The 16,178-nt window shown below is 39.8% G+C and carries 14 protein-coding genes; 7 read left to right on the top strand and 7 right to left on the bottom strand.

Annotation, left to right across the window (positions count from 1 at the left end; all coding sequences use genetic code 11):
* The first annotated feature begins 9 nt into the window (after positions 1-9).
* The 7 genes from ACVC7Q_RS02175 to xerS all read left to right on the top strand — a co-directional run bounded on the left by ACVC7Q_RS02175 (position 10) and on the right by xerS (position 7,080).
* Complete coding sequence (locus ACVC7Q_RS02175; RefSeq protein WP_447264664.1) at positions 10-954, top strand: 3-oxoacyl-[acyl-carrier-protein] synthase III C-terminal domain-containing protein; 945 nt, start codon at positions 10-12, stop codon at positions 952-954.
* Positions 955-1,033: 79 nt separating this feature from the next.
* Positions 1,034-1,366 (top strand): putative DNA-binding protein, encoded by a 333-nt coding sequence (locus ACVC7Q_RS02170; RefSeq protein ID WP_126404245.1) that lies wholly within the window; start codon positions 1,034-1,036, stop codon positions 1,364-1,366.
* 2 nt (positions 1,367-1,368) lie between these two features.
* Entirely contained in the window at positions 1,369-1,584 is a 216-nt protein-coding gene (locus tag ACVC7Q_RS02165; protein WP_447264663.1) for a 2-oxoglutarate:acceptor oxidoreductase, read from the top strand.
* Between the two features lie 16 nt (positions 1,585-1,600).
* A complete protein-coding gene (gene ffh / locus ACVC7Q_RS02160) occupies positions 1,601-3,172 on the top strand; it encodes a signal recognition particle protein (protein WP_447264662.1) in 1,572 nt (523 codons plus the stop codon).
* Positions 3,173-3,236: 64 nt separating this feature from the next.
* Positions 3,237-4,004, top strand: coding sequence for an alpha/beta hydrolase (locus ACVC7Q_RS02155; RefSeq protein WP_447264661.1), 768 nt, complete (start codon positions 3,237-3,239; stop codon positions 4,002-4,004).
* Positions 4,005-4,106: 102 nt separating this feature from the next.
* Entirely contained in the window at positions 4,107-5,090 is a 984-nt protein-coding gene (locus tag ACVC7Q_RS02150) for an acetylxylan esterase (protein WP_447264660.1), read from the top strand.
* Between the two features lie 919 nt (positions 5,091-6,009).
* Positions 6,010-7,080 (top strand): tyrosine recombinase XerS, encoded by a 1,071-nt coding sequence (gene xerS, locus ACVC7Q_RS02145; protein ID WP_447264659.1) that lies wholly within the window; start codon positions 6,010-6,012, stop codon positions 7,078-7,080.
* 86 nt (positions 7,081-7,166) lie between these two features.
* On the opposite strand, the gene ACVC7Q_RS02140 is transcribed toward xerS, so the two are convergent.
* The 7 genes from ACVC7Q_RS02140 to ACVC7Q_RS02110 all read right to left on the bottom strand — a co-directional run bounded on the left by ACVC7Q_RS02140 (position 7,167) and on the right by ACVC7Q_RS02110 (position 16,169).
* Entirely contained in the window at positions 7,167-7,808 is a 642-nt protein-coding gene (locus ACVC7Q_RS02140) for a hypothetical protein (protein ID WP_447264658.1), read from the bottom strand.
* Positions 7,809-8,021: 213 nt separating this feature from the next.
* Positions 8,022-8,648 carry a putative bacteriocin export ABC transporter gene (locus ACVC7Q_RS02135; protein ID WP_447264657.1) on the bottom strand — a complete coding sequence of 209 codons (627 nt, stop codon included), beginning with the start codon at positions 8,646-8,648 and terminating at the stop codon, positions 8,022-8,024.
* A gap of 1 nt (position 8,649) precedes the next feature.
* Positions 8,650-10,659, bottom strand: a complete 2,010-nt coding sequence (locus ACVC7Q_RS02130) for a DUF1430 domain-containing protein (RefSeq protein WP_447264656.1) — start codon at positions 10,657-10,659, stop codon at positions 8,650-8,652.
* Between the two features lie 340 nt (positions 10,660-10,999).
* Positions 11,000-11,989 carry a lipoate--protein ligase gene (locus ACVC7Q_RS02125; RefSeq protein ID WP_447264655.1) on the bottom strand — a complete coding sequence of 330 codons (990 nt, stop codon included), beginning with the start codon at positions 11,987-11,989 and terminating at the stop codon, positions 11,000-11,002.
* A 68-nt stretch (positions 11,990-12,057) separates the two neighbouring features.
* Positions 12,058-13,761 (bottom strand): dihydrolipoyl dehydrogenase, encoded by a 1,704-nt coding sequence (gene lpdA, locus ACVC7Q_RS02120; RefSeq protein ID WP_447264654.1) that lies wholly within the window; start codon positions 13,759-13,761, stop codon positions 12,058-12,060.
* A 41-nt stretch (positions 13,762-13,802) separates the two neighbouring features.
* Positions 13,803-14,846 carry a dihydrolipoamide acetyltransferase gene (locus ACVC7Q_RS02115; RefSeq protein WP_117744237.1) on the bottom strand — a complete coding sequence of 348 codons (1,044 nt, stop codon included), beginning with the start codon at positions 14,844-14,846 and terminating at the stop codon, positions 13,803-13,805.
* Between the two features lie 330 nt (positions 14,847-15,176).
* The gene (locus ACVC7Q_RS02110) at positions 15,177-16,169 is read right to left on the bottom strand and encodes an alpha-ketoacid dehydrogenase subunit beta (RefSeq protein WP_003011072.1); all 993 of its coding nucleotides are present in this window, start codon (positions 16,167-16,169) and stop codon (positions 15,177-15,179) included.
* Positions 16,170-16,178 lie beyond the last annotated feature (9 nt).

Below are 16,178 nucleotides of genomic sequence, written 5' to 3'. Positions count from 1 at the left end.
GAGAATCCTATGACTACTGTAAAAAGACATCTGCAAATTAAAGGCTATGGAACTGCACTTCCTGCTCATACAGTGACCTTCAAAGACCAAACTCGTTACCGTGTGAAAGAAGGAGAAGAAACACAGATTGATCTAGCAGCGCGTGCAATTGAAGCTGCTTTAAAACATGCAGGGCTTGAAATGACAGACATCGACTGCCTGGTTTCGGCTAGTGCGGTTGGCGTTCAGCCGATTCCTTGTACAGCTGCTTTGATCCACGAGCGCGTGGCCAAGGGACTTACGATTCCTGCCATGGATATCAATACCACCTGTACCAGTTTTGTATCAGCTCTAAGCACTATTTCTTACCTGATTGAAGGTGGCGAATACCAACGGGTTCTCATTGTATCCAGTGAGGTCGGAAGTCTTGGGCTTAATCCTAAACAAAAAGAGAGTTTTGAATTATTTAGCGATGGAGCAGCGGCCTTTATTTTTGAAGCAACAAGTCAAGACAAAGGAATCATTGCTAGCATGCAACGGACCTGGTCTGAGGGAGCCCATGATACCGAAATTCGTGGTGGTTTGACAGCTTATCATCCAAAACTCTACTCTGAATCAACCAAGACTGATTTCATGTTTGATATGAAAGGGAAGAAAATTCTCTTACTTTCTGCTCGTGTCATTCCAGAAATGTTCCAAGAATTCCAAGAGAAATCAGGCATTTCTAAAGATACAGTAGACTATATTATTCCCCACCAAGCTAGCCGGGCCTTGCCACTCGTCATGGACAAATTGGGAGTTGGCAAAGATAAATATCTCAATATTGTCAGCGATTATGGAAATATGGTTTCAGTAGCCGTGCCTTTTGGTTTAGCCTATGCGCTTGATCACGGCTATGTGAAGGAAGGCGATACCATCTTCTTGATGGGAACTGCGGCAGGGATGACGGTCAACATGTTGGCACTGAAACTCTGATAATTCATCCTCTCATTTCAACTCAAAAAGCATCAAGTCCCGCTAGTCTTTAGCGGGCTTTTTTGATATAATGAAAGGTATGGAAATTGAGAAAACCAACCGAATGAATGCTCTCTTTGAATTTTATGCAGCACTTTTGACAGACAAGCAGATGAACTATATCGAGCTCTATTATGCAGATGACTACAGCTTGGCTGAGATTGCTGAAGAGTTCGGGGTGAGTCGTCAAGCGGTTTATGATAATATCAAGCGGACGGAGAAAATCCTAGAGGATTATGAGATGAAATTGCATATGTACTCTGATTACATTGTCCGCAGTCAGATTTTTGATCAGATCCTAGAGCGCTATCCAGAGGATGCTTTTCTACAAGAGCAAGTTGAGATTTTATCAAGTATTGATAATCGGGAGTAACCATGGGCAGTCTTGTCATTTACCAAGGAATACCTTGCAAACTATTAGTCGCGGAGGAACCATTTCCCACTCGACTACAGATTATTTTGCCCAATGATATCTCCAAAGCTATGCAAGTAGGTTTTAGCTGTTGGGGATATCCAAATGAAATCATGAAAGAAGTCACACCCGAAGAACTAGAGTGTTTGCAACATTTCGGACGATTTCCACTGAATTGAAAAATAGGAGAAAATAATGGCATTTGAAAGTTTAACTGAACGTTTACAGAACGTCTTTAAAAATCTTCGTAAGAAAGGGAAAATCTCTGAAGCAGATGTCCAAGAGGCAACCAAGGAGATTCGTCTAGCCCTCTTAGAGGCCGACGTAGCCCTTCCTGTTGTAAAAGACTTTATCAAGCGAGTCCGTGAGCGGGCCGTAGGGCATGAAGTTATTGAAACCCTGAACCCTGCCCAACAAATCGTTAAGATTGTCGATGAAGAATTGACAGCCATTTTGGGTTCTGAGACAGCAGACATTATCAAATCACCTAAGATTCCAACCATTATCATGATGGTCGGTCTTCAAGGGGCTGGTAAAACAACCTTTGCTGGGAAATTGGCTAACAAATTGGTCAAGGAAGAAAATGCACGTCCTTTGATGATTGCGGCCGATATCTATCGTCCAGCAGCCATCGACCAGTTGAAGACTCTTGGTCAACAGATCAATGTCCCTGTCTTCTCACTGGGTACAGAAGTCCCTGCAGTAGAAATCGTTCGTAAAGGTTTAGAGCAAGCAAGAGCTAACCACAATGACTATGTCTTGATCGATACGGCTGGTCGTCTGCAAATCGATGAAAAACTCATGGGTGAGTTGCGCGATGTCAAAGCCCTTGCTGAGCCGAATGAAATCCTCTTGGTTGTGGATGCCATGATCGGTCAAGAAGCGGCCAATGTGGCGCGTGAGTTTAACGAACAACTCGAAGTGACCGGGGTGATTTTGACCAAGATTGATGGGGATACCCGTGGTGGTGCAGCCCTTTCTGTCCGTCAGATTACTGGGAAGCCAATCAAATTCACTGGTACTGGTGAAAAAATCACGGATATCGAAACCTTCCACCCAGACCGCATGTCTGGTCGGATCCTCGGTATGGGGGATATGCTGACGTTGATCGAGAAGGCTTCTCAAGAATACGATGAGAAACGCTCGCTTGAACTCGCTGAGAAGATGCGGGAAAATACCTTTGACTTCAACGACTTCATCGATCAGTTAGACCAAGTTCAAAACATGGGACCAATGGAAGATTTGCTCAAGATGCTTCCAGGTATGGCCAACAATCCAGCCATGAAGAACCTCAAGGTCGACGAACGAGAAATTGCTCGTAAACGCGCGATTGTATCATCTATGACCCCAGCTGAACGCGAAAATCCAGATCTTTTGAACCCTAGCCGTCGCCGTCGGATTGCTGCCGGTTCAGGAAACAGCTTTGTCGAAGTCAACAAATTCATCAAAGACTTTAACCAAGCCAAACAGATGATGCAAGGCGTCCTCTCTGGCGATATGAACAAGATGATGAAACAAATGGGGCTTAATCCAAATAATCTGCCAAAGAACATGCCTGCTGGAATGCCTGATATGTCTGCCCTCGAAGGAATGATGGGACAAGGTGGAATGCCTGACTTATCAGCTCTTGGCGGAGGCGCTGGAATGCCTGACATGAGCCAAATGTTCGGTGGTGGTCTCAAAGGAAAAGCCGGCGAATTCATGATGAAACGGGCCATGAAAAAGATGGCCAAACAAATGCGCAAGAATAAGAAAAAACGGAAATAATCGTTTCTAATAAGGGCCTGGGACATTGTTCCGGGTTCTTTTAGAAAAAAGTACTAGAGAAAACATGTTAAAAAAACTATTTCAACAACTCATTCGTTTCTTTGTAAGATTGTTTTCTTCGCATAGCAAGCCCTTTTATTTTCCAAAAGGGTCGAAGAAACCACCAATCAATCCGATCATCTTTGTACCTGGAAGTTCAGCTAGTATCCAGCGTTTCAATGGAACCATCCGCATGCTCCATCGTTTTTCTAGAAAAAAACAGAGTCTCTTAAAAATTAAAGTCAATAAAGATGATTCTATAGAGATGGAAGGAAGACTGAATACAAAAGAGCCGAATCCTATGATTGTGATTGGCTTTGAGAACAATCGAGATGGCTACAGCAATATCAAGCAGCAAATCGAATCCCTTAAGCTCGCATTAACCTACCTTCTTGACCACTATTATTTCACAGAGTTTAAGGCAGTAGGGCACTCCAATGGTGGACTAGTTCTAACTGGTTTATTGGAAAGTGGCTTTTTAGAGAAAAAGAAGTTAACCGTAAGCAAGATAGCTATTATAGGAAGTCCTTACAAATTTAACCAAGAGATGTATGACGATTTTCAAAGGTGGAAGCATCGCTTAGATAAAGAAGTAGAGGTCCTTAACTTTGTCGGTAGCTTTGCTGGAAAATCAGACGGCATCGTTCCTCTCTCTAGTGCACAAGCAGCAAAATCAATTTTTGAGAATCAAACTTATTCAGAAGTGAATTTAAAAGGTCGAAAGGCTCAACATTCTGCATTGCCCACTAATCCAGAGCTGGTTAAGCAATTAAGTCTATTTTTGAATCTATAATAAATTACATAATTTTGGTTATGTAATTTATTTTTGTCTCTTGCAATCCTTAAGTAAATATGGTACATTTTTGATACCGGTTACAAACAAAAGGAGAAACTAATGAAAAATCCAGCCTTACTTGAGGAAATGAAGACTTATAAAGGGCGTGATGAAGTTCCTGCAGACTTTGATACTTTCTGGGATCAAGCCTTAGCAAACCTTACTGAACTTCCTGAATACAAGCTTGAAGAACAAGATTTCAGCATTCCAAATGTTGTCTGTTATGAATTAAGCTTTAAAGGAACACGTGATGGTCTTGTTTATGCACGGGTTGTTTTCCCAAAAACAGATCAAAAGGTTCCAGTTATTTTCCATTTTCATGGCTATATGGGCCGTTGTTGGGATTGGTCAGACATGCTGGCTTATACAGTAGCTGGATATGGTGTGGTCTCCATGGACGTAAGAGGTCAATCAGGCTATTCAACAGACGGAGTTCGATCACCACTTGGAAACACAGTAAAAGGACAGATTATCCGCGGAGCTGTGGAAGGTCCGCATGAGCTTTTTTATAAGGATGTCTACTTAGACCTTTACCAGTTAATCGAAATTGTAGCTAGCCTTCCTCAAGTAGATGACAGCAAACTCGCCAGCTATGGAGCCTCTCAAGGTGGTGCCTTGGCTTTAGTTGCTGCTGGATTAAATTCCCGAATCCAACGAACGGTAGCCATTTATCCATTCTTATCAGATTTCAGACGTGTGTTAGAGATTGGAAACACCAGCGAGGCCTATGACGAGCTTTTCCGTTATTTCAAATTCCATGATCCATTCCATGAAACAGAAGACCAAATTATGGACACATTAGCCTATATTGATGTGAAAAATTTTGCCCATCGCATTAAAGGACAGGTTCACATGATTACCGGGTTAGATGATGATGTCTGTTATCCTGTGACACAGTTTGCCATTTATAATCGATTAGAATGTCCAAAAGAGCATTTAATCATGCCAGAATATGCCCATGAAGCTATGAACGTCCAAGTTAATGATCGAGTCTATAATTGGCTTTGTGGTAGCAAGATTTCTTTTCAATATGTAGAAAAATAAAGTACAGAAGAATAACAATCAGTAGATCCCTAAGATTTGCTGATTGTTTTGTGTTTAAAAGGTATAGAGTATAGAAAACAATCCTATAAAAACTAAAAGTTTATGTACAATTGACTAAACAAGACTTAAACCATTGATATAACTGAATTAGAAGCATAAAGTACATTCTTTAAAAAGTGTACTTTATTTTTATTTTGTACATTATTCTGGGGTGGTATTTTGTATGTTTTCTAGTACATAACATCCTCAAATCTAAGAAATTGATTTGTACATTATTTTCAATGATAATCAATGTATAATAAAAAATTAAAAGTTCAAATTCTGAAACTACTTTCACATATAAATAATTGAATATAAATTGCTGTAGATCTATAATAAAGATAGGAATAATAAGAACTCTTCTTAGAAAGGAGTATACTGTATCCTAAGGGTCAGTATTATTAATAAATCATGAAAAAAATAATTATTTTTATCTTGTTAATCCTCTTAATCCTCTTATTAATCTTTTCTATTATTGCAATTTATATATACAACATGTTTTAAAAAATAAATAAAGAGATATTTTTGACACATGTAATATAATCATATTGTCGAATAAACAGTTCAAGGATACACTAAATCCCTAGAAGACAACAGTCCTCTAGGGATTTTTTACGTCGGCTTTTGATTAAAGTGTATTTTGGAGCTGAAAATGGTTTATCCTTTTCGGATTATGGATAATTGAAAAAAATTTTAGTTTTCACTTAAATAAAGTACATAATTAAGGATAATTAACTCTAAAAAAATTTTTGGTTACATTTTGAAAAATTTTTAGTTATCCTATAGATCCCCTATAGCATCTTTCCGAAAAACTATAATTTTCTTGAAAAATATATCTGGCTATGCTATACTACTAGTATAGAAAGATTTGGAGAAAAACATGAAACGTGAGATCTTATTAGAACGTATTGATAAACTCAAACAAGTCATGCCTTGGTATGTATTGGAATACTATCAATCGAAAATGGCCGTTCCCTACAGTTTTACGACCTTGTACGAATACTTAAAAGAATACGATCGATTTTTCACCTGGGTCTTGGAATCTGGTATATCAGATGCTGACACCATTGCCAAGATCCCTTTAGATGTTCTGGAGCACATGACCAAGAAAGACATGGAATCCTTTATTCTGTATTTGCGTGAACGTCCTCTGCTCAATGCCAATACGACTAAAAATGGGGTTTCTCAAACAACCATTAACCGTACTCTTTCTGCACTTTCTAGTCTTTATAAGTATTTGACTGAGGAAGTTGAAAATGAGCAAGGGGAACCTTATTTCTACCGTAATGTCATGAAGAAGGTTGCAACCAAGAAAAAGAAAGAAACCTTAGCTGCTCGAGCTGAAAATATCAAGCAAAAGCTCTTTTTAGGTGATGAGACAGAAGGTTTCCTTAACTATATCGACCAGGAATACCCTAAAACACTTTCAAATCGGGCCTTATCTTCCTTTAATAAAAATAAAGAGCGAGATTTAGCCATTATAGCACTTCTTCTTGCCTCTGGTGTTCGTCTTTCTGAAGCAGTTAACCTGGATCTTCGAGATCTCAATCTTAAGATGATGGTGATTGACGTTACTCGAAAAGGTGGAAAACGAGACTCGGTTAATGTTGCTGCCTTTGCTAAGCCTTATTTAGAGCAATATCTTGCTATCCGAGACAAACGTTACAAGACAGAAAATACCGACACAGCTCTCTTTCTGACCTTATATCGAGGAGTTCCGAATCGGATTGATGCTTCTAGTGTCGAAAAGATGGTGGCCAAGTATTCAGAAGACTTCAAAGTCCGGGTGACACCCCACAAGCTTCGCCATACCCTAGCAACTCGTCTCTATGATGCAACCAAATCCCAAGTTTTGGTCAGCCATCAACTAGGACATGCCAGCACACAAGTTACTGACTTGTATACCCATATAGTAAATGACGAACAGAAAAATGCCTTGGATAGCTTATAAGATACATAATATAAATTATGTGATATTTTTGATATTAGAAAAAGAGCATAAGATTTTTTATGGAATCTTACGCTCTTTTATTCTTTTTATAAAAATTCGATCCAATAATTACGATGGGGCTCAATAATTACTGGTTTACCCCAGAATGATTTTAGATAAGCCAAGTTTGCAGGGGTGACAGGTCTTTTTTCACTATTGAACTTCTCTGCACTCTCTTTCGTTAAAAAGCATTTAACTGCTTCATATGGTGTACCATCGCTCGCTATTCGATCAATTCCTAAATAAGCAATTTCATCACCAGCTTTTGGAAAATCTGTAAATAGTTTACCGATAAAATAAACCGTCTTATCTTTCATTAATTCATAAGCTTTACTATTTTCCAGTCTGTTATTCGCTGCAGCGTACATAATACAAAAACTATCCACGATATCTTTCAAAGGCATTAATTCCTCTTTGCTGACCATAATTTCGTCGGGAGCAAGTCCACCAATGATTAAGTTTTGATAATGAGGTTGCTGAATGATATTATCTAAAGCCATTCCTAATGGTAGTTGGACAGCTTGATAGCCTAATGGTTCGAGCTCTTGCTTTTTCTGGTCAAGGTGTTCTTGAGTAATACTGACATTCAAATCATATGGACTGGAAGGTTGTTCCTTCCTAAAAAAAGCCACTACGATACGATCTAACTGTTCAAATAGACCAAGATTTTCTACTGGAACTTTCATCATTGAATTTGATCCCCTTTTTGTTTCAGATTTCCTCTATATTCTACACTCATCGCATTTGAATAGCCAGAAAAGAGGCCATGTCACGAACTAACTTTTGATGAAAAAACTTAAGATTTTTGTTTGACATGATCTTTTTACTTCATCAGCCTATACCTCATGAATAGCTAGTTATAAAAGATAATATAGAAGATCCTACCATTCTTCAGCCATGGACTAGTTGAGCTTTACCACTTCGTCAGCTTTTTCCCAAATCACTGGATTATGGGTTGCAATAATGATTATACGCTCTTGATTCTTTAACATTAAGAGCAAGTCCATCACCTCTTGTGAGGTTTCTGGATCCAGTGCTGCAGTTAGTTCATCCGCCAAAATTAAAGGTGGATCTTTTAAAATAACTTTAGCTAATGCGACACGTTGCGCCTCTCCCCCGGATAATTCATAAATCTTTTGATCCAGAGCAAGGTAAGCCAATCCTACTTTTTTGAGTACTTCTTCTTCTTGCTGCTTCTTCTCTTTTTTCGTTAATTTTTGCCCAATCAATCCCAAATCTAAATTTGTAGCGATAGTTTCGTTTTCAAGTAGGCCAAAGTTTTGAAAGAGATAGCCTAATTCATGCTTAAAGAAGTGATGCTGTTTGATTTGTTTCAATTCTTGCCCTTGATAGATGATACTTCCCTTTTCATAAGGCTCTAACTTTGCCAAGATATTAAGCAAGGTTGTTTTACCACACCCGCTATTTCCGATCAGAGCATAGACCTTACCTTCTGTAAATTGCAAGCTCAAATCTTGAAAGACCGTTCGTTGGCCAAATGATTTGGTTAAATGTTCTACGCTAATCATATTAGGCTCCTTTCAGTACAGTGGCTAACAAGTGGTCTTCTTTATGAGACCGGTACAGGAGAATGAACCAAGCATTAGTAAGAAATAGAAAGAGAGTGACAAGAGCAATCCACCATTCCGAAGTGAGAATGAATACCAAGAGGCTTCCTAATAGCAAGAGGCTACTTTCTGAGAGCAAAATCATTTGGTGAATGTTTACAAATCCCAGACCTGCAATCTTCTTCAAGAAGATTTGTTTTCTAAACTCTTCAAAATATAGGAAATTCATAGTGTTAAAAAGAAGAACAGAGGTTGCTATACCAAAGACTCCTCCTGCAATCGCCATGAGATTTTCTATTTGTATTTTTTGGGCCATTTGCTGGTAAACGTCCACTGCATAGTCGTACTGACTAACACTTTTTTCAAGATTATACTCAGCGATTAGCTTCTTACTATTCTGAAGCCCATTAAAATAAAGGTAGGAATCTAGGTGGGTGAAATATGGATTCTCATAGCCTCCAAAACTTTCAGGTTGTATAACCACTAAAACAGGATCTGTAAAGAATTGCTGATAGCTGATTGGTGTGTTGTTGTAGATAAAGCGTTTTTGATGATTCGGAATATACGTTACCTGCGCCTTCATTGATAAGGTGATATTTCCTTGATCATCTCGAGGAGATAGATAATCTTCATATCGTTTGATCATCTCCTCTTCTCGACCTTTTAATTTTTCCGGAAGTAAGAGACCAAATTCTCCTGCTTGTAAGTGATTTAAGTGATCTTTTTCTTCACGAGATACTGGAACACCTTGGATTTCGAGGTAATTTGGAGTTACATAGAGAGTTCGTGCAAGAGGATCGTAATCTGTGATGGAAAACTCTTTACCTGTACTAGGATCCGTCATAACTCCTTTTGAACCAAAAAATACGAGGTGATGATAAGCTAAAAGACCACCATTTTCGATGCCAGACTCGATGAGCTTAGACCATTTTGCTCTGTTCTCAATTTGCGTCTCTTTGTTTGTTTTCTGTGAAAAATCCTCCCGACTTGTACTAATTTGGACCCAATTCGACTGTTTTAACCAAGCCTCACTTCCCTCTCGGTGAGTTTGCCAGACTGATCCATAAATACTGATTCGATGAATCGCAAGGCCAATTAATGCCACAGCGAGAAATTGACAAATAAAGAGGAAAACCAATATGCGCTTCAATGGAACCTTCCCTTTTAAAAGGGGGACTAAATGAATCGTTTGAATACTATATGCAAAGAGGAAGGATAAGAAAACAGACAAAATTAGTAAAATCCCATTGTAAATAATACTACTGGAAATGACGAGGGAATAGGAAAAAGGTGTCAATTGAAAGCAATAAATCAGAACAGCACCCATTATACTTGCCCCTATACATCCCAAAAGCAACTCTATACTATCATCTTTTAGAGAATGTCCGAAAAGTTGCAAGCGTCTCATTCCTGAGATATATCGAATCCCAGCACTCCTCATTTCTTGTGTTTTTTGAATAATCGTAAAAGAGCTAAAACTAATGATAAAAATGACTAAGGCAAGTGATTGTGAACCTGAGCCAAAAAAGGCAATAAAGGTCAGCAGAAGATTCGGTTTCTCAATAAAAGTTTGTGAGAAACCAAGAGTATGAAGAGTTTGATCCAGCTTTTCAGTTTCCAATTCACCTGTTAATACATAATAATTCGTTAGCAGGCTTTCTTTGGCAGCCAGTTCTTTCTTCTCTCTTTTAATCCCAAGAGGAAGTTTTCCCTCTCCGTAGATTTCATAGGTGAAAACAACCTGCCCCTTAGAGTCTGTTCTTTGTATCTGACGGGCAATTATACTATGATTTTCCCTTGCCAAGCGGTCTAAACTGGAAGATAACTCTTCATATGTGACGCTCTTATCTTGTCTTACCACACCTACTACCGGAAGACTGCGGTGGATAAGCGTATTTGGAGAAATAAAGGCAATCCAAATCAAAAAGCTAGAGATGAAAAGGTTTGATAAAATAATAAAGACACGTTTCATATCATCACACTTTCTAAAGAAAAAAGGCAAGTAATATCTAGCTAGTCAATCATTTCCGTTGTTTTAGTAATTACTGAGTTTTATAACTAACAGTTACATTTTTTGTAAACGAATACACTTTTCCACCTTTACTATACTACAAAATCCTTCGGAAAACAATAATTTCTATGTGAAACTAGTTTCAAAAAAGAGGCTGGGACAAAAGTCCTAGCCTCTCAATTGTCTTTGGATTGTCGAGCAAGGCGCAGTGGTTGACTGGGCTCTACTCAACTGTGCGGAGGTGGGACGACGAAATCGAATTCTAACGAATTACCGATTTCTGTCCCACTCTCTTATGATTTTATTCCACCACTGCCTCAGCAATTTCTTCTGCAGTGATTCCTGCGAAGTAACGGCCTAGGTTAATGGTTTGTAGGGTTTTAAGAACGTCTTCGCGTTCGTATTTAACACCACGAAGGACATCTTCTACAGCTGCAACATCTTCGATACCGAAGAAGTCACCATAAATCTTAATGTCTTGAATTTTTGATTCAATAACATTCGCAAAGATTTCAACCTTTCCGCTAGGGAATTTAGTGCCGCGACGGACATTGTATTCAGGAGACTTCCCATAGTTCCAGTCCCAAGTTCCAAACTTAGTTTCTTTGATACGATTGATTTCAGCCAATTCTTCATCTGAGAAGACATATTCTGTCATCTCAGGATATTCTTTCTTCATGTAGTCCAGAAGCAGGTCACGGAACTCTTCAACCGTGATTTTTTCTGGCAACTCGTCGATAATATTGGTCACACGAGCACGAACGGATTTAACCCCTTTGGACTCAAACTTGTCTTTAGACACCTTGAGAGCATTGGCAAGGACAGACAAATCAACATCAAAAAGAAGGCAACCATGGTGCATGATGCGTCCATTGATATAGGCTTGAGCATTCCCACAGAATTTCTTACCGTCGATTTCTAAGTCATTACGACCTGTAAATTCGGCTTTAACACCAAGCTGAGCCAAAGTATTGATGACTGGAGTTGAGAAGCTCTTGAAGTCAAAGGCTTTATTTTCATCTTCTTTAGAGATGATGGTATAGTTAAGGTTATTCAAATCATGGTAAACAGCCCCACCACCACTGATCCGGCGAACGACTTCAATACCATGCTCCCGAACGTAGTCACGGTTAATTTCTTCGATAGTATTTTGGTGACGACCAACGATGATTGATGGTTTGTTAATCCAGAGAAGGAAGATTTGATCCTCATCCAATAGATGCTTAAAGGCATACTCTTCTAAAGCAATATTAAAAGCAGTATCATTTGAATAATTAATAATGTATTTCATAAGATTCCTTTATATACGATAGAGACTGGTCCAGCACTTGCTGTCCAGTCATTCTATCATTTTAATGATTATTTCTTCTTAGGTGAATGAATAGCCATTCCAAGAACATCAGCAAATGCTTCGTACATAACTTCAGAGTATGTTGGGTGACCGTGGATTGTCTTAAGCATTTCTTCTACAGTGATTTCCATCTCAATGATGGTTGAAGCTTCGTTGATCAATTCAGCTGCTGCTGGACCTATGATGTGAACCCCAAGAACTTCACCATATTTCTTGTCTGCAATGACCTTAACAAAACCTTGAGCTGCATCTGATGCAATGGCACGACCGTTAGCTGCAAAGTTGAATTTACCGATTTGGACATCGTATTTTTCACGAGCTTGTTCTTCAGTCAAACCAACTGCTGCTACTTCTGGAAGTGTGTAGATGGCTGCAGGAGTCAAGTTCAATTTGGCAACAGCGTGGTTCCCTTTAAGAGCATTTTCAGCTGCTACTTCACCCATACGGAAGGCAGCGTGGGCCAACATCTTGGTACCGTTGATATCACCTGGCGCATAGATACCTGGAACAGATGTTTCCATGTATTCATTGACCTTGATACGACCACGATCCAATTCAAACTCAACTTCACCGATTCCTTCAAGATCTGGAACACGACCGATTGAAAGAAGAGCTTTGTTTGCGATAACATCGTCTTTTCCTTCAACCTTGATGCGGAGTTTGCCATCTTCTTCAATGATTTCTTGCAGTTTGGTATCAGTCAAGATCGTCATTCCCTTGCGTTCAAGGATCAAGCGAAGGTTCTTAGATACTTCCGCATCCATAGCTGGAACAATGCGGTCCATCATTTCGATGACCGTTACTTTTGAACCAAAGGTCATAAAGGCTTGACCAAGTTCGATACCGACAACACCACCACCGATGATTACAAGGCTTTCTGGGACTTCGTTCATATCCAAGATGTCATCACTGGTCATTACAAGAGAAGACTCCATACCAGGAACGTTAATCTTGCTGACTTTTGAACCACCAGCAAGGATAATCTTCTTCGTTTCAAGTAACTCAGAACCATTGACCAAAACATTCTTATCTTTCGTAATCGTACCGATACCTTTGTGAACTGTTACGCCATAGCTACGAAGAAGTCCTGCAACACCGCCAACCAAAGTATTGACAACCTTGTTCTTGGTTTCAAGAACCTTGTCCATATCCACTGTGAAGTTAGGATTTTCAATTACGATCCCACGATTTGCAGCATGCCCGATATTTTCGATGATTTCAGCGTTATGAAGGTAAGTCTTCGTTGGGATACATCCGCGGTTCAAGCAAGTTCCACCAAGTTCAGATTTCTCAACAAGGGCAACCTTACCACCCAATTGAGCTGCCTTGATAGCAGAGACGTAACCAGCAGGACCACCACCAATTACTACGATATCATAAGCGTCATCACTCTTATTGTCATCATTTGAAGCACTTGCTGCGGCTGGCGCTGGACTCGCTTCTGGTGCTGCTCCAGCTGTTGGGATGTTTTCCCCTTCTTCACCAAGGTAACCGATTACTTCAGTGACAGGAACAGTTTCGCCGTCCCCTTTCAAGATAGCAATCAAGTAACCATCTTCTTCAGCTTCCAATTCCATGCTGACTTTATCTGTCATGATTTCAAGGAGAACTTCCCCTTCTTTAACAAATTCGCCGACTTTTTTATTCCACTGAACGATTTGTCCTTCGGTCATATCTACGCCGGCTTTTGGCATAATTACTTCTAAGGCCATTTTATTTCCCTCTTTTTCTTGTTTCTATTCTCTCTCGTTGATTAGACCAACATTGAAATCGGGTCTTCAATCAAGGCTTTCAAGTCTTTCATGAATTTGGCACCAGCCATACCATCGACAACGCGGTGGTCAATGGTCAATCCCAAGCTCATGATTGGACGAATGACGATTTCACCGTTAACTACAACTGGTTTTTCAACAGTTGCGCTAACCCCAAGGATGGCTGAGTTTGGTTGATTGATAATCGGTCCAAATGATTGAACACCAAACATTCCCAAGTTACTGATGGTAAAGGTTGAATTTTGTAATTCGCTTGGTGCTAATTTACCGTCCAGGGTACGTCCAATGACGTCTTTAAAGGCTACCACCAACTCTGACAAGGTCATCTTTTCTGCGTTATAAACAACCGGTGTCATCAATCCATTGTCCATTCCAACCGCCATAGCCAAGTTGACATAGTTGTGAGTGATGATGGTTTTGCCATCCTCTGTCAATGACGCATTGATGTATGGGTGTTTCATCAAGGTCTTAACAACTGCTAGAGAAAGCAAATCTGTTACAGTGACTTTCTTTCCAGTTGCTTCCATGATTGGGTCCAATACCTTCTTACGAAGCGCCAACATTTGAGACATATCGACGTCATAGTTCAATGTGAAGGTTGGTGCTGTCAAGTAAGATTCCACCATCCGTTGAGCAATCACCTTACGCATTGGTGTCATTGGAATCCGCTCGATCTCACCATAAGGTGTCACGTTATCAGGAACTTCTTCCACCTTCTCAATTTGAGAAGGTGACTTAATGGTATCCTTCTCAATATTCTCAGGAAGGAAAGCAAGAACATCCTTCTTCATGATCTTGCCACGATGACCAGTTCCTTGAATTTCTTGCCAAGCAATATTGTGTTCTAAAGCAATTCGTTTTGCAAGTGGTGAAATGCGAACCACATTTGTGTCTTTATATGTTTCCACGTCTTCTTTGTGGACACGACCGTTTGCGCCTGAACCAGAAACATCATAGAGGTTGATCCCTAGATCATCCGCTAATTTTCTAGCCGCAGGAGTCGCTCTTAGCTTATCATCAGCCATGACCTCTCCTATTCTATTATAAGATATTAAGGACGCAGAGGGCAATGAAAAAATAGGAGATTGACGCTGTGTTCGATGAACACAAGGAAATCTATCTTTTTTTCGCAGACCTCCGTCCGAATTCAATTATAAGATACTAAGGGCGATTAAAAGCGACTGAAAAATAGGAAATCAACGAAGACTTCGATGAAGTCAAGGAGATTTATCTTTTTTCCGAGCTTTTAGCCCGTGCTCTAATCTAAGATATCAAGGACGAAGAGAACTTTGCATTTTAAAGATACAAAGTTTCTTCATCTGATTCAATAAATGCTACATAATTTAAATTATGTCTTATTCTTTATTGTACGTTTTCCGAATGGCATCTTTGATGCTTTCAACTGTTGGAATCATTGCATTTTCGAGGTTTTGTGCGTAAGGCATTGGCACATCTTCTCCCGCACAACGACGGATAGGTGCATCCAAGTAATCAAATGCTTCTGATTCAGAAATGATAGCTGAGATTTCACCGATATAACCACTTGTCTTGTGGGCGTCATTGACAAGGACAACTTTTCCTGTTTTCTTAACAGAATTAATAATAATCTCTTTATCAAGCGGAACCAAAGTTCGTGGGTCTACTACTTCTACTGAGATTCCTTCTTCTGCCAACTCTTCAGCTGCTTGCATCACGCGACGAAGCATTTTTCCGTAGGTTACGACAGTTACATCAGTTCCTTCTCGTTTGATCTCTCCGACACCAAGTGGAATGGTATAGTCAGGATCTACAGGCACTTCACCTTTTTGGTTGAATTCTGATTTGTATTCAAGAATGATCACTGGGTTGTTGTCACGGATAGAAGACTTGAGAAGTCCTTTCATATCCGCTGGAGTTCCTGGAGCAACAACTTTCAAACCAGGAATATGGGTAAACCATGATTCCAAAGATTGGGAGTGTTGAGCTGCAGATCCAACTCCGTTACCGGCAGCACAGCGAATGGTCATCGGTACTTGCCCTTTTCCACCAAACATGTAGCGCGTCTTCGCAGCTTGGTTGACAATAGCATCCATGGCAATCACTGAGAAATCCATGAACGTCATATCAACGATTGGACGAAGTCCGGTCATGGCTGCACCAGCTGCTGCACCTGAGATAGCAGCCTCCGAAATTGGACAGTCACGAACACGTTCTGGACCGAATTCCTCTAGCATCCCTACGGAAGTTCCGAAGTCTCCACCAAAAACTCCGACATCTTCCCCCATCAACAATACATTTTCGTCGCGACGCATTTCCTCAGACATAGCAAGGATAATGGTATCGCGGAAAGACATTAATTTAGTTTCCATAATTCTCTA

The organism is Streptococcus sp. W151, from assembly GCF_053010205.1.
The sequence above is the reverse complement of the archived record's forward strand: the minus strand, read 5'-3'. Positions and strand labels throughout refer to the sequence as shown.